Annotated in this window: 15 protein-coding genes; 9 read left to right on the top strand and 6 right to left on the bottom strand. The window is 42.0% G+C overall.

Annotated elements, in window-relative coordinates; translation table 11 throughout:
* Positions 1-39: 39 nt before the first annotated feature.
* The gene (locus tag L3D27_RS03150) at positions 40-585 is read right to left on the bottom strand and encodes an NADPH-dependent FMN reductase (protein WP_284674201.1); all 546 of its coding nucleotides are present in this window, start codon (positions 583-585) and stop codon (positions 40-42) included.
* 140 nt (positions 586-725) lie between these two features.
* On the bottom strand, positions 726-1,415 hold the full coding sequence (locus tag L3D27_RS03145; protein WP_373627468.1) for a pirin family protein: 690 nt from the start codon (positions 1,413-1,415) through the stop codon (positions 726-728).
* A 100-nt stretch (positions 1,416-1,515) separates the two neighbouring features.
* Here L3D27_RS03145 and L3D27_RS03140 point away from each other — a divergent pair, with 100 nt between their 5' ends.
* The 9 genes from L3D27_RS03140 (at position 1,516) to L3D27_RS03100 (ending at position 10,785) form a co-directional block, all read left to right on the top strand.
* A complete protein-coding gene (locus tag L3D27_RS03140) occupies positions 1,516-2,430 on the top strand; it encodes a LysR family transcriptional regulator (protein WP_432481519.1) in 915 nt (304 codons plus the stop codon).
* 42 nt (positions 2,431-2,472) lie between these two features.
* A complete protein-coding gene (locus L3D27_RS03135) occupies positions 2,473-3,222 on the top strand; it encodes a YebC/PmpR family DNA-binding transcriptional regulator (protein ID WP_284674198.1) in 750 nt (249 codons plus the stop codon).
* 505 nt (positions 3,223-3,727) lie between these two features.
* Entirely contained in the window at positions 3,728-5,269 is a 1,542-nt protein-coding gene (gene ilvA / locus L3D27_RS03130) for a threonine ammonia-lyase, biosynthetic (RefSeq protein WP_432481518.1), read from the top strand.
* Between the two features lie 284 nt (positions 5,270-5,553).
* The gene (argS, locus tag L3D27_RS03125) at positions 5,554-7,281 is read left to right on the top strand and encodes an arginine--tRNA ligase (RefSeq protein WP_432481517.1); all 1,728 of its coding nucleotides are present in this window, start codon (positions 5,554-5,556) and stop codon (positions 7,279-7,281) included.
* A 58-nt stretch (positions 7,282-7,339) separates the two neighbouring features.
* Positions 7,340-7,759 carry an ASCH domain-containing protein gene (locus tag L3D27_RS03120; RefSeq protein ID WP_284674195.1) on the top strand — a complete coding sequence of 140 codons (420 nt, stop codon included), beginning with the start codon at positions 7,340-7,342 and terminating at the stop codon, positions 7,757-7,759.
* 32 nt (positions 7,760-7,791) lie between these two features.
* Complete coding sequence (locus L3D27_RS03115; protein ID WP_373627463.1) at positions 7,792-8,217, top strand: RNA-binding S4 domain-containing protein; 426 nt, start codon at positions 7,792-7,794, stop codon at positions 8,215-8,217.
* Positions 8,218-8,517: 300 nt separating this feature from the next.
* On the top strand, positions 8,518-8,988 hold the full coding sequence (locus L3D27_RS03110; RefSeq protein ID WP_432481516.1) for a low molecular weight protein-tyrosine-phosphatase: 471 nt from the start codon (positions 8,518-8,520) through the stop codon (positions 8,986-8,988).
* Positions 8,969-10,057 (top strand): UDP-N-acetylmuramate dehydrogenase, encoded by a 1,089-nt coding sequence (murB, locus tag L3D27_RS03105; protein WP_432481515.1) that lies wholly within the window; start codon positions 8,969-8,971, stop codon positions 10,055-10,057. The genes L3D27_RS03110 and murB overlap by 20 nt, the downstream gene beginning before the upstream one ends.
* Entirely contained in the window at positions 10,024-10,785 is a 762-nt protein-coding gene (locus tag L3D27_RS03100) for a YdcF family protein (protein ID WP_432481514.1), read from the top strand. Before murB ends, L3D27_RS03100 begins: the two co-directional genes overlap by 34 nt.
* 146 nt (positions 10,786-10,931) lie before the next feature.
* Here L3D27_RS03100 and secB read toward each other — a convergent pair whose 3' ends face one another.
* The 4 genes from secB to rsgA form a co-directional block, all read right to left on the bottom strand.
* Positions 10,932-11,369 carry a protein-export chaperone SecB gene (gene secB, locus L3D27_RS03095; RefSeq protein WP_284674190.1) on the bottom strand — a complete coding sequence of 146 codons (438 nt, stop codon included), beginning with the start codon at positions 11,367-11,369 and terminating at the stop codon, positions 10,932-10,934.
* Positions 11,370-11,458: 89 nt separating this feature from the next.
* The gene (locus L3D27_RS03090) at positions 11,459-11,719 is read right to left on the bottom strand and encodes a glutaredoxin domain-containing protein (protein WP_284674189.1); all 261 of its coding nucleotides are present in this window, start codon (positions 11,717-11,719) and stop codon (positions 11,459-11,461) included.
* A 126-nt stretch (positions 11,720-11,845) separates the two neighbouring features.
* Positions 11,846-12,265, bottom strand: coding sequence for a rhodanese-like domain-containing protein (locus tag L3D27_RS03085; RefSeq protein ID WP_432481513.1), 420 nt, complete (start codon positions 12,263-12,265; stop codon positions 11,846-11,848).
* Positions 12,266-12,410: 145 nt separating this feature from the next.
* On the bottom strand, positions 12,411-13,472 hold the full coding sequence (rsgA, locus tag L3D27_RS03080; protein WP_432481511.1) for a ribosome small subunit-dependent GTPase A: 1,062 nt from the start codon (positions 13,470-13,472) through the stop codon (positions 12,411-12,413).
* Between the last annotated feature and the right edge of the window lie 37 nt (positions 13,473-13,509).

The raw sequence follows: 13,509 nt of genomic DNA, 5'->3' as shown, positions 1-13,509 counted from the left end.
CAGCCAATGAGTTTGACTGGTGGTTTTTAAAAAATAAAATCAGAAGCTCTCTACAAAGTCTGCATAGGCAGTCATAAAACCCTGTAAAGTGGCTTTAGCAGGCTCACTAACCAGCTCACCATGACCATCAAACGCTCCTGCAAAAATCCCACCAATGCTCGCCCCAAACGGCAGAGTTGGCATATTGATATAAGGTGCAGACGCAATAACACGCAACGCATCAATCGCTTTTGTACTACCACTGGCATTGACCGTCATTAACCCAAGCGGTTTGCCAATCCATAGGCTTCCTTCTGGGTTACGAGACACCACATCAATAGCATTTTTAAGCATCGCAGAATAACCACCATTATGCTCAGGCGACACCCAAATCACTGCATCTGATGCCTTGACTGCTTGACGCACACGAGTATAAGCAGGAATATCCATACCATCAAAATCACGGTCATATAAAGGCAAATCACCAATCTCAACGATGTTTAATACCAACGAACTTGGAGCGATTTTTTGCAAATACTTTACCGCCAAATGATTAAAAGAACTTTTGCTTGCAGAACCGACAAGCACGGCAACTTGTTTTGTCATAACCCTTCTCTTTAAAACCTAACATATTGATAAATTCATCATTGGTTGCACCATCTGTGTATCACCAACGACAAAAAGTAATTTCTTAGCACTTGGTCTAAAACAATAGATGAATATTAAGCGATTAAAATTAACAATCATCAGCGTAAATCAAACAACAAAAACTCACAATCCTCATTTATCATAACATCAAGCACACTCTCTTCACCAACTGCCATGCCATCGCCTTGATAGACAGTATTGCCATTGACAGAAAAACTTCCCTTGACCACTTGTAACCAGTAGTGGCGATTGGTATCCAAAGTGATGGTATCAGTACTGTCTTTGGCATATTGATATCGCCATAATTTCATGTCTTGATAGACTTGAAATGACTCATGCTCAGCTGTTGGCGATAAAATCAGCACGCCCCCTTGCTTATCGGCAAAGCGTCTTTGATCATATCTTGGGGTAACGCCAAGCACATTAGGCTGTATCCAAATCTGCAGTAGATGCAAGGTTGTGTCATCACTTGGATTAAACTCCGAATGCGTAACGCCTGTGCCTGCCGACATAATCTGAAACTCGCCTGCCTGAAAATCTTTGACATTCCCCATGCTGTCTTGATGGGCAATAGCACCTTCTAATACATAGGTCAAAATCTCCATATCCTTGTGCGGATGTGTGCCAAAACCCATGGTTGGAGCAATGCGGTCTTCATTGATGACCCTAAGGTCAGAAAAACCCATAAAAGCAGGGTCATGGTAATTTGCAAAGGAGAAACTATGGTGAGTATCTAGCCAGCCGTAATTAGCATGACCACGCTCAGAAGATTTTCTAATATAGAGCATATTTTTTCTCATATGTTATGAAGTATGAGATATTATAGAGCTTTCTTATTATCCAATAAATAGCTATAATAGATAACATTTATCCATATATGGTATAATAATGCAGAATCCTCAACAATTAGCCAATTTGGTTTTGTTCGTGGCAGTGGTTAAAAACAAAAGTTTTAGCAAAACTGCCCAAACTCTAAATATCCCCCAGTCCACCTTATCCAGAAAAATCAATGAACTTGAAAATCATCTGGGGCTAAAACTCATTCACCGCACCACACGAAAATTAGAACTCACTGAAGCAGGACTATTTTATTTTGAACGCACAACAGCCATCGTAGATGAAATTAATCGCACCCATCAGGCGATGAATGGCCTAAAAATAGAACCCAAAGGGGTATTAAAATTATCTGTGAATAACGAAATTGCAGATTGGCTCATGACCATTTTGCCTAAATTTTATCAAAAATATCCTAAAATCCAACTCCACATTGATGTCTCCGCCCAAAAAACTGACCTTTTGGCAGGCGGTGTGGATATGGCAATACGGGCAGGCATACCAAAAGAAAATCACTACATCGTCCACCCTTTAAGCCAATCTAGCTTGCGGTTATTTGCATCAAAAGCCTACTTAGACAAGTTTGGTACACCCAAAACACCTGATGAACTGGCTCATCATCACGGTTTGGCATTTTTAGGGGTTTTGGATTGGGAGCTATCTTGTGATACGCAGGTGCTGACCACCCACCCCAAAATGCTCTATCATTCCAACAGCTTTCGCCTACTAAGTGGACTGGCCAAACAAGGACTTGGGATAGCATTACTACCCAATATTGCAGCTGACACAGAGCTTATACCAGTATTGCCTGATTGGCAGGGCAAACCTGTGCCAATTATCATTTTGACCGCCACTCGCCTTCTGCCAATTAAGGTGCGATACATGATTGATTTTTTGAAAGAAAATGTTGGGCAATTAGAAGCACTAGGACACAATGACCATAGAAAAAATCCCACAACTGTTGTATAATGTCGCCATTTTCATTTCAATTTTTATTTTTAAAGGTGTAATATGGCAGGTCATAGTAAATGGGCGAACATCAAGCATCGCAAAGCCAAGCAAGATGCCGCAAAAGGCAAAATCTTTACCAAAATTATCCGTGAAATCGTCTCTGCAAGTAAAGGTGGTGATCCAGACCCAGCCAACAACCCCCGTCTTCGTGCTGTTTTAGAAAAAGCCAATGCTGCCAACATGACCAAAGATGTCATCAAGCGCGCCATTGAGCGAGGTCAAGGTGGTGGCGAAGGAGACAATGTCCAAGAGATTACCTACGAAGGCTACGGCGTAGGCGGTGTGGCAGTCATTGTAGAGACGATGACCGATAATGTCAATCGTACTGTTGGCGAGGTACGCCACGCATTTTCTAAACATGGTGGCAATCTTGGTACATCAGGTTCGGTGGCATATTTGTTTTCTAAGCGTGGTGAGATTGTATTTGATGATGTTACACTTGAAGACAAAGTCATGGAAATCGCCCTAGAAGCTGGGGCAAGTGATATTGAAAATGACGGTGAGAGCCTTTTGGTCATCACAGAACCAAACGACTTTGGTGCGGTGGTGGATGCTTTAGCAGAAGCAGGTCTAAAAGCGGATAGTGCTGAAGTTACCATGTCGCCAAGCACAACTGCTGATATTGATAACATTGACGATGCTCAAAAGGTACTAAAAATGATTGATATGCTAGAAGACTTGGACGATGTCCAAGAAGTCTATACCAATGTCAATTTTAGCGATGAAGTGATGGCACAGTTAGATGCTTAAAACTTCATAACTTAACACATAAAATAAGATTGGTTTTTGCCAATCTTATTTTTTACCCTATGTACATAGAAATATCACCATCACACCCACAAAACAACACACCAGTTTGCAATCTTAGGCGTAACAGTTCATCATTGGCTTATACTGATGGCGTGATGGCTAATGATTTTATGATTATTTCGCCCGCCAAAACTTATTAAAATAAAAACTTTTATCAACTGATGATTGGCAAATGTTTTAAACTCGCCTACAATAAGTTTATAATGACAGCAACATTGGCTTGATTGGCAACCATATGGTTGATGTGCAGATTCATGACACAGCTGATTAAGGGTAGTGATTGATAAACACTCAGGCAAAATTTACAGATTGTCATTTGTCCTAAAAGCACACTTTTAACAGCCATGTTTAAACCCAATCAGTCAAAACAAGCAAGTTCATCACAAAAACCCAACAAGCCAAATCGCTAACCAAAATTTGTAAAATAAGATACTAAGGAAACCTTATGACCCTATCCGACTATGTCCGTGCCATCATCACAGCCACCGTCTATGATGTTGCCGTTCGTACACCGCTTGAAAAAGCAGAAAAGTTATCCACTCGCTTTGGTAATAACATTCGCCTAAAACGAGAGGATTTGCAACCTGTATTTAGCTTTAAACTGCGTGGAGCGTACAACCGAATCAGTCAGCTATCAGACGAACAAAAGGCAAAGGGGATTATTTGTGCCTCTGCTGGCAATCACGCTCAAGGGGTTGCTTATTCAGCAAATCGCTTAAAACTTAACAACCTAATTGTCATGCCAAAAACCACCCCTGATATCAAGGTGCAGGCGGTCAAGGCTTTTGGAGGCAATGTCTATCTGCATGGCGATAGCTTTGATGAAGCCAACCGATTTGCTATGGATAAGGCAAATACCGATGGCATGACCTACATCGCCCCTTATGATGATGAGCTTGTGATTGCAGGTCAAGGCACGGTAGCATTAGAGCTATCGCAAGACTGGAGAGAGATGGAGTATGTCTTCGTGCCTGTCGGTGGTGGTGGGCTTGTTGCAGGCGTAGCAGCATTTTTAGGCGAGGTTGCCCCTCATGTCAAAGTCATTGCAGTAGAATCTGAAGGCTCTGCTTGCCTAAAAGTCGCCTTAGCCGATGGTGAGCGAACTCGCCTGCCACAGGTTAGCTTATTTGCCGATGGTGTGGCGGTCGCCCAAATCGGTCAGATTCCTTTTGATGTCGTCAATTTGACCAAATCAAATGGTCAACGCAAGGTTGTTGATGATGTGATAACCTGTAATAATGACGAAATTTGTGCCTCCGTCAAAGACATCTTTGAGGAAAATCGCCATATCGTTGAACCGTCTGGGGCATTAGCACTGGCAGGTCTTAAAAAATATGCCAAAGAGCATAACCTAGCAGGCAAAAACTGCGTAGCAATCATATCAGGGGCGAACATGAATTTTGATCGCTTGCGTTATATTGCCGAACGCACCGAGATTGGTGAGAACAAAGAGGCAATTTTTGCGGTGCGATTACCAGAACAGACAGGGGCATTTTTGGATTTTTGCCGTGTTCTAGAGGGGCGAAACATCACCGAGTTTAACTATCGGCTAGATGCCACCAACCCAGCAGTCGCCCAAGTCTTTGTCGGTATTGGCTTAAAAGAAGGGCAAGCTGAACGAACCACTTTAATGCGGATTTTTGATAAAGACAATTATGAAGCTTATGACCTAACCGATGATGAAGTTGCCAAAACACATATCCGCTATCTGATTGGTGGGCATGGACGACTGACCGATGAACGCCTATTTCGCATCATGTTCCCTGAACGCCCTGGGGCATTATTAAATTTCCTTGAAAAGCTAGGGCAAGATTTTAACATTACGCTATTTCACTACCGCAATCACGGTGCTGCTGAAGGTCGAGTACTGGTTGGCTTACAGGCCAATAAAAACTCATTGCGACACATTGTAGATGCTTTGACCGAGATTGGCTATGAATGTGAGGATTTAACGAACAATATTGGCTACGGAGTGTTTTTAAAGTAACCAACAAAAAGACGAGCTTTATTAAAACTCGTCTTTTTTTTGCAAGAGACTTTTAATCATGATACTCAATAATCATCACGCCCAAAAATCAGCCAACCCCCTTCAAAACCGATACAACAACAGCTTTAAGACAAATAAAAATCATCTAACACCATCATGACCGCATCAATATTTATGTGATAAATTTTTTCCAAAAATTGGTTGTTTTTTGGTATTATTATCTGTTTATTCCTATTTTTCATTATTATTGATTTTATTCACTTTGATAAACCATAAGAGTCATCATGAACATTCAATCTAAGCTACACGACCTATTTACCACCGCCATGACCAGTGCAGGGGCAGACATGGGTGCCGACCCCGTCATTAAGCCATCAAGCAAAAAAGAATTTGGCGACTACCAAGCCAACGGCATGATGGGAGTTGCCAAAAAACTAGGCAAAAACCCAAGAGAACTTGCCCAAAGCGTGCTAGACAATCTACCTGCCAATGAGCTTATCGCTAAAACCGAAATTGCAGATCCAGGCTTTGTCAATATTTTTCTTGCCAATGACTTTCTTGAAAAATCTGCTCAAGTCGCCCTAAACAGCCCTACGCTTGGCATTGATACCACAGGCGGTAAAAAAATTGTCGTGGATTATTCTGCTCCCAATGTCGCCAAAGAAATGCATGTTGGACATTTGCGTTCCACCATTATTGGCGATAGCATGGTGCGTACCTTAGAATTTTTAGGCAATACCGTCATTCGTGCCAACCACATTGGCGACTGGGGTACACAGTTTGGCATGCTGATTGCCTACCTTGAGCTTGTACAAACTGGCGACACTGACGAGATGGCATTGTCCGATATTGAAGAATTTTATCGCTCCGCCAAAGCTAAGTTTGATAGCGATGAAGACTTCGCCACTACCGCTCGCCAAAATGTCGTCAAGCTCCAAAGCGGTGATGAAAACAGCCTAAAACTCTGGCAGCAACTGGTAGATGTTACCATGAATCAGTGTCAAGCCACCTATGACAGACTCAATGTTACTTTAACCAAAAAAGACATTATGGGCGAGAGTCTATACAACCCAATGCTACAAGGCGTGGTTGATAGCCTAATTGAAAAAGGCATTGCCACCAAAGATGATGGGGCGACAGTCGTCTATATGGACGAATACAAAAATAAAGAAGGCAATCCTTTGGGAGTGATTGTCCAAAAAAATGATGGCGGTTTCTTATATACCACCACCGACATCGCTGCCGCTCATTATCGTTACAAGACACTAGGAGCTGATGAAGTCATCATCTTTACTGATGCACGCCAAGCCCAACACATGAAGCAGGCGTGGGCAATCGCTAGACTTGGCGGATTTGTTCCTGATGATTTTAAGATGAATCATTTTACCTTTGGTATGATGCTAGGTAAAGATGGCAAACCCTTTAAGACTCGCACAGGTGGCACAGTAAAACTTGCCGACCTACTTGATGAAGCCATTGAGCGAGCCACAACATTGATGAGTGAACGCCAAACCAAACTGAGCGAAAGCGAAAAACAGGCTCTTATTAAGGCGGTTGCAATCGGTGCGGTCAAATACGCTGACCTATCCAAAAACCGCAACACCGACTATGTGTTTGACTGGGATAATATGCTATCATTTGAAGGTAATACCGCCCCTTATATGCAGTATGCCTACACTCGTGTACGGTCGATTTTTTCTAAAGCAGAACTCAATCCTGATGAGTTGACAGGCGATATTTTAGTTAATGACGAACACGAACGGACGCTTACCCTTAAGCTACTGCAATTTGAAGATTCGTTACGCACGCTTGCTAAAGACGGCACACCTAATGTTCTAGCACTTTATCTGTATGAACTGGCAGGGATTTTCTCATCATTTTATGAGCATTGTCCGATTTTATCTGCCGATGAACCCATCAAAACCAGCCGTCTTTTGCTTGCTAAACTCACCGCTGACACCCTAAAATTAGGATTGGATTTATTGGGCATTAAGACCGTTGAGAAAATGTAAACTCATCAATTACCATTAAGAAACCCTTAATGGTAATTTTTTAAAATAAGAGTAAATCATGTTTGACAAACTAAATAGCACTCAAGCAGACTGTCTAGATATCTCTTCCCTGCCCCACTGGTCATTTGGTAACAGTCCACAAATGGCAGATGAGTTATGCCAACTGGTAATAAGCGGTACAAAAACCGCCACTTGCACCGCCTTACAATGGCATTTAGACGATCCTGTTTGTCCTGTTGGCAGTCTACAGGTTATTACAGATGGAGATGGACTCCCACGCTGTGTTATTCAAAACACCGCCCAATTCATCATTCGCTTTTGTGATGTGGATGAAAAATTGGCACAAAAAGAGGGTGAAGGTGATTTGTCATTAGCCTACTGGCAAGATACTCATCAGCAATTTTTTGAACAGTTTGAGGTGTTTGATGATAAAATGTGGCTACTGTTTGAAATATTTAAAGTCATCAAAATCCTATGACCATATCGCAAGTCAATCAAAGATAATAACCCATGACAAAAACACCAAACCCAAACACCGACCAAAACACCCCACACAAAGTCCGTGCCGATAAATGGCTGTGGGCGGCTCGGTTTTTTAAGACCCGCACTCTTGCCAAAGAAGCCATCGAATCTGGCAAAGTACACATGAATGGACAAAAAATTAAAGTAAGCCGTGAACTCCAAGTGGGCGATACCTTAGCCATCAGGCAAGGACATGCCACTCGGTTAGAAGAAAAAATTGTAGTCATTAAGGCATTATCAGAAAATCGTGGTAATGCCACCATGGCCGCCACGCTGTACGAAGAGACACAAGAAAGCATAGCAACAAGAGAGTTTTTTGCCGAGCAAAGAAAACTACAAAACCTTGCTCGCCCCGACACCAAGCCTGACAAGAAACAACGCAGAGATTTAGCACGCTTTAAGAGTGGTTGGTAAACCATAAAATTAGCATGCGTGTATCCTACTAGCATACTTTTACCTAGCCATATAATTCCAAAAATTAGGTTAGCGTAAAAGATGGATGATTGACACAGCCAATCACTCAAGATTATCTTTTACTTTATAAACATAAAAATATTTAGGCAATTTAGCGGTTCATATCACTCAATACCGACAATAGCACCTGTATGATTGGGTTTTTTGTGTTAAAATGAACATTTAATGGTTTTGTGCCACTTTTATTATCCACTACTTAATTTAGATACTGCTTTGCAGGTTTTTTGAGCAAAAATATCTATGTATCCAACATCTATTTTATTTGTCTGTCTTGGTAATATCTGTCGCAGTCCTACTGCTGAAGCCGTCATGGCTAAGCATGCCAAAAAACAAGGGCTTGATATACGCTTTGATTCAGCAGGTGTTGCCAGTTATCATATCGGCAGCCCGCCTGATGAACGAGCCATCACTACGGGCAACCAACAAGGTTATGACCTATCCACTCTAAGAGCCAGACAGGTTCAGCAACATGATTTTTACGATTTTGATATAATTTTTGCGATGGATCATAACAATCTAAAAGACCTGCAAAAAATCATGCCATCCGATGCGACCGCACAAGTAACCATGTTTGATGATGTAGCAGTTGCCGACCCTTACTATGGCGACATGAGTGATTTTAAAAGTATGCTCAAGCATATTGAACAAGTCAGCCATCGTTGGTTAGACCGCTGGCAACAAGAGGTAAATCATGACCGAAACAACGCATGATAAAATCATCAAGCAGTACAATCTCACCAAAAATAACACCATGGCATTATCCTGTATCGCCAGTCATGCGATGATTTTAGATGATGCCAACACATTAAAAGATGACATTACCCATGCCATCAACTTCGCCAAACAACAAGGCCTAGCCATTTTTGTGCTGTCTGGGGGTAGTAATGTGCTACTACCAAGCCGGTTGGATTGTCTAGTCTTACTACCTAGATACCAAGGCATTGAGGTGATTGCGTATGATGACGATGGCGTCAATATCAAGGTGGCAGGCGGGGAAAATTGGCATCACTTTATTCAGCACTGCTTACATCAAGGTTGGTATGGACTTGAAAACTTGGCACTCATACCAGGTCTTGTGGGGGCGTGCCCTGTGCAAAATATTGGAGCATATGGCGTACAGGTTTCTGATTTTATTATCAACGTTATCGCTTTTGATTTAACGACAGGTGAGCAACTTGAATTTGACAACACTGCTTGTCAGTTTGAGTATCGGCACAGTGTTTTTAAGGACAGCCCCAATCGCTACCTGATTAGTCATGTTGTGTTCAAACTGCATACAAGTAACGATAAAGTACTCACCAACTATGGCGACCTAGCTGTCATATCGCATAAGTTTGCCAAAGCTCAGCACAAAGACACCCCAAGCCCCAAAAATGTCTTTGATGCTGTTGTGCAGATTCGTTCTGATAAATTACCCAACCCCAACATATTGGCAAACTGCGGTTCTTTTTTTCAAAATCCCATCATCGCCATGAGTGATTTTAAGACATTGCAAGCACAGTATCCCACCCTGCCAAGCTACCCCATTGATGATGGCAACATAAAAATCCCTGCAGGTTGGCTCATTGACCAAGCAGGACTTAAAGGCAAGGGGATTTTTCCAATACTCACTCACGAAAAACAAGCACTGGTACTAACCAATCATACTCCGTACACTGCCAGTCAAGATGATATCAAGGCGACACAATCTTTGATCATTGACACCATTTTACAAAAATTTGGCATTCAACTTGTGCGTGAACCTGTATGGATAACCACCGACGGTCAAAGCTCTCCATGACAGTACGGCAAAAAACACTAAAAATCATTTGGCGAACATTCATTATTGTGGCACTGGTGGTTATCTTTGCTATTATCTCACCATTTACGCCAATTTTTGCCAATCTAAGCGTGCTTTTTCTTAATGCTTTTAGTGCCATTACGCTGTCTGACGACCACCAAGCATCATCGGCTTTGGTAGTGCTTGGTGGTGGTCTCACCAAAAAAAATAATCACATCATCTTAAACCATTATAGCCAAAGCCGTGCTGATGCTACCGCCACCACTTATCAGCAAACCCACTTACCCATCATTACAAGTGGTGTTGAGTCACCATGGCTACAAGATTATCTTAAGCTATCACTCTCTAGTGCCAAACCAAGACCCATCATCATCAGTGACAATGCCAGCATGAACACCTGTGAAAATGCCGTCTTTACTGCCAAACTACTCTCTTATCACGAACTTCCTGCTCATGTACATCTCATCACCGACCGCTACCACATGGCTCGGGCTCGCCGCCAGTTTGCCCGCATGAATATTTCAACCACCCCTGCTGTTGCACCGCTTGCTGTGCCACTTAGCTGGACAAATATTGATAACAATCTAATACATTCTCGCCGTGCCATCTATGAAATCGCCGCCTTAACCCGTGATATTTTTCGCCCACAGCCAAACTGCCGAAGTTTTAATCAAATCACCCTAGAAGAAATCAGCACCCCTAGACGCAAGGCAAAAATCTTCTCTTAGTACTCTCTACATGGGCATTTTAATTATTTGATTAATTACTCAGATACAAAGTCTTTTACCCAAGATAGGCCCATCTTCAAACACTAAATAAAAAAATAAGCAATCATAAGACTGCTTATTTTTAAAACCCGTTCTAGATACCTAGCTTAGGCATTATCCTTTGCTTCTGCTTGGGCTTGTAGGTAGGCTTGGTCAAAGTTGACTGGGGCAAGGAGCAACTGTGGGAAACTGCCACGAGACACCAAATCGCTAATCGCTTCACGAGCATATGGGAATAGGATATTTGGGCAGTATGCTTGTTGCAAGTGTTCCAAATCCCCTTCTGGAATATTTTTTAATAAGAAAATGCCTGCTTGTTGCACTTCGGCGATATACGCTGTTGAACCGCCATTTTTTACAGTAACATTAACAGTAAGTACGACTTCTTTATGGTCTTCATCTAAGTCTATCGATGCAGTAGCAAGACTGATATCAAGCTCTGGTTGCCACTCTTTGGTAAATACTTCAGCTGTTGGCACTTCAAAAGATAGGTCTTTGATATAGATACGCTCAAGACCAAGTTGTGGTTGGGTTTGTTCTGTCATGATATTTTCCTTTTACAGAATTACAAAATATAGATGATAAGTGGGTTACTAAAAGACTAAAAAGTCATCAACTCGCCATCGAGATATTATTACTCTGCCAACATGGCATCAAGCTCGCCACTTTGGTTTAGCTTGTTTAGTTGATCAAAGCCACCGATGAATGTCTCACCAATAAAAATCTGTGGCACAGTGCGATAACGATTGGTCTTTACAGCCAGTGCTTCTTTCTCATCAGCGGTCATGTCATAGACACTAATAGCGTTATATAACACCCCTTTGTTTGCCAATAATTGTACAGCGGCACGACAATAAGGGCATTCTTCTTTAATGTATAGGGTTACTTGGGTCATAATACCAACCTTGTATTGATAAAAAATTCAATCTATTTAGGCAATCCCGCCTCAATAGATAAAAGTTATATTGGGATGGTCGTTGATTTTTCAAGCAACTATTGATTGAATCACCCATTAACTCTCTTATTTTTTGGTTTTATTCGCCATTGATAAAGGCAACCCTGCCGCCTGATAACCCTGAATACCGCCTGCTAGACGCATGAAGTTTGGTTTCCCTACTAAGCTGACCGCAGCCCCTGATTGCATACCCAAATCACAGACGATGACCACAGGCTCATTGATGGCTTTTAGTTCATCAAGGTGATTTTTTAGCTCAGTAAAAGGAATGTTGCGACTGCCTGCGATGTGCGATACCGCAAACTTATTGGCAGGGCGAATATCAATGATGCGTGCGTTTTGGTTATTAACCAGTAGTCCAAGCTCATTAGGAGAGACCTTCTTGCCATTACGCTTGCCTTCCACCATAAAAAATGCCACAATCAGTACCGCCAAGATACCGAATAATACTGGGTGATTACCCATAAAAGTCAGCCAACGCTCCACAGTTACTCCAAATTTAATGAATCAAAAGTCTTATTATACCGATAACCACATTAAATTGCACTTACTTTTAGGTGCTTTATGTCTATATGGCTTTTAGCACAGCCAGTGCCATGCTTAGTTCAGCACCCCACTTTTTATTATCAAGTTATTTGAATTGATTTCTGGCAGATGACGCATTCATTTTTGCTTCTTTTACCAATTCATTAAAACTCTCAACACGGCGTTCAAGTATCTCGCCTGCCAATACCGCCTGCCAAAACGCACAACCTTTAGCATTTTGAGCATGATTACAATCTCGAAATTGACACTGACCTCGCCGTTCATAAAGCTCATCAAACCCCACCATGATGTCATTGTCCGATAAATGCCAAATACCGTATTCACGAATGCCGGGTGTGTCAATGATACCGCCCTTTGATAGCTCGCTATCATCAAAAGCCAGTAAACTACTGGTGGTAGTGGTGTGCTGTCCTAACTGAGAACCCACAGAGATGATGTTGGTGGACTGATTGGCGTTGGGCAATAACTGATTGATGAGACTGGATTTTCCCACACCTGACTGACCTGCAAAAATGGTTAATTTACCTTGTAGGTGAGCATTTAACTCACTCAATCCACCCAAAGTAACACTTGAAGTCTTAATAATCTCAAAACCGTATTTACTGCCAAGTAGTTGATATTCTTTATAAATCTTCTCAACATCAGCAAAATCCGCCAACAAATCCGCCTTATTGAGCACCAATAAAGGTTGCACACCACTTAATCTGGCAATCAATAAATAACGGTCTATCAGATTGGTTGCAGGCTTGGGTAGCGGCGAAAAAACGATTGCCAAGGTATCTACATTAGCAGCAATGGGCTTAACCTTGTTATAGCGGTCAGGTCTAGCAATCAGCGTGCGTCTATTAGACAGCACCTCAATCCGCCCTAAGTTTGCCGTTGTATCAATGCTAAATTTTACACCATCGCCTGATGCCATCATTGGTAAGTTGGTGCGAGCATGACATCGCCAGATATCACCAACAGCAAGGCTTACACCCTCTTCAATAATCTGGGGTAATTCGGTAATCTGTACATCAAGCTGCCTTCCAAAATGTGAAACAATCACTCCGCCAACAAGCGTGCCATCATCGATGATTTTATCTTGGTTTTTTTGGATTTGGCGGGTTTGGTTTTTGGTTAGTTTACGGCGACGGATTAAAGACATGGGCAATGATCAATAAGGACGGATGAGAGTTTTTATT

This window comes from Moraxella sp. ZY200743 (assembly GCF_050885545.1).
In the GTDB taxonomy this organism is placed as follows: Bacteria; Pseudomonadota; Gammaproteobacteria; order Pseudomonadales; family Moraxellaceae; genus Moraxella; species Moraxella haemolytica.
Note: the sequence above shows the minus strand (reverse complement) of the source record. Positions and strands in the feature narration are given on the sequence as shown.

Excerpts from the sequence above, each read along its gene's own strand:
- L3D27_RS03115 (WP_373627463.1), top strand. The coding sequence starts at position 7,792 with ATGACAAAAACACCAAACCCAAACACCGACCAAAACACCCCACACAAA.
- L3D27_RS03090 (WP_284674189.1), bottom strand. The coding sequence starts at position 11,719 with ATGACCCAAGTAACCCTATACATTAAAGAAGAATGCCCTTATTGTCGT.
- secB (WP_284674190.1), bottom strand. The coding sequence starts at position 11,369 with ATGACAGAACAAACCCAACCACAACTTGGTCTTGAGCGTATCTATATC.
- ilvA (WP_432481518.1), top strand. The coding sequence starts at position 3,728 with ATGACCCTATCCGACTATGTCCGTGCCATCATCACAGCCACCGTCTAT.
- rsgA (WP_432481511.1), bottom strand. The coding sequence starts at position 13,472 with ATGTCTTTAATCCGTCGCCGTAAACTAACCAAAAACCAAACCCGCCAA.
- L3D27_RS03110 (WP_432481516.1), top strand. The coding sequence starts at position 8,518 with ATGTATCCAACATCTATTTTATTTGTCTGTCTTGGTAATATCTGTCGC.
- L3D27_RS03135 (WP_284674198.1), top strand. The coding sequence starts at position 2,473 with ATGGCAGGTCATAGTAAATGGGCGAACATCAAGCATCGCAAAGCCAAG.
- L3D27_RS03100 (WP_432481514.1), top strand. The coding sequence starts at position 10,024 with ATGGATAACCACCGACGGTCAAAGCTCTCCATGACAGTACGGCAAAAA.
- murB (WP_432481515.1), top strand. The coding sequence starts at position 8,969 with ATGACCGAAACAACGCATGATAAAATCATCAAGCAGTACAATCTCACC.
- L3D27_RS03120 (WP_284674195.1), top strand. The coding sequence starts at position 7,340 with ATGTTTGACAAACTAAATAGCACTCAAGCAGACTGTCTAGATATCTCT.
- argS (WP_432481517.1), top strand. The coding sequence starts at position 5,554 with ATGAACATTCAATCTAAGCTACACGACCTATTTACCACCGCCATGACC.
- L3D27_RS03145 (WP_373627468.1), bottom strand. The coding sequence starts at position 1,415 with ATGCTCTATATTAGAAAATCTTCTGAGCGTGGTCATGCTAATTACGGC.
- L3D27_RS03150 (WP_284674201.1), bottom strand. The coding sequence starts at position 585 with ATGACAAAACAAGTTGCCGTGCTTGTCGGTTCTGCAAGCAAAAGTTCT.
- L3D27_RS03140 (WP_432481519.1), top strand. The coding sequence starts at position 1,516 with ATGCAGAATCCTCAACAATTAGCCAATTTGGTTTTGTTCGTGGCAGTG.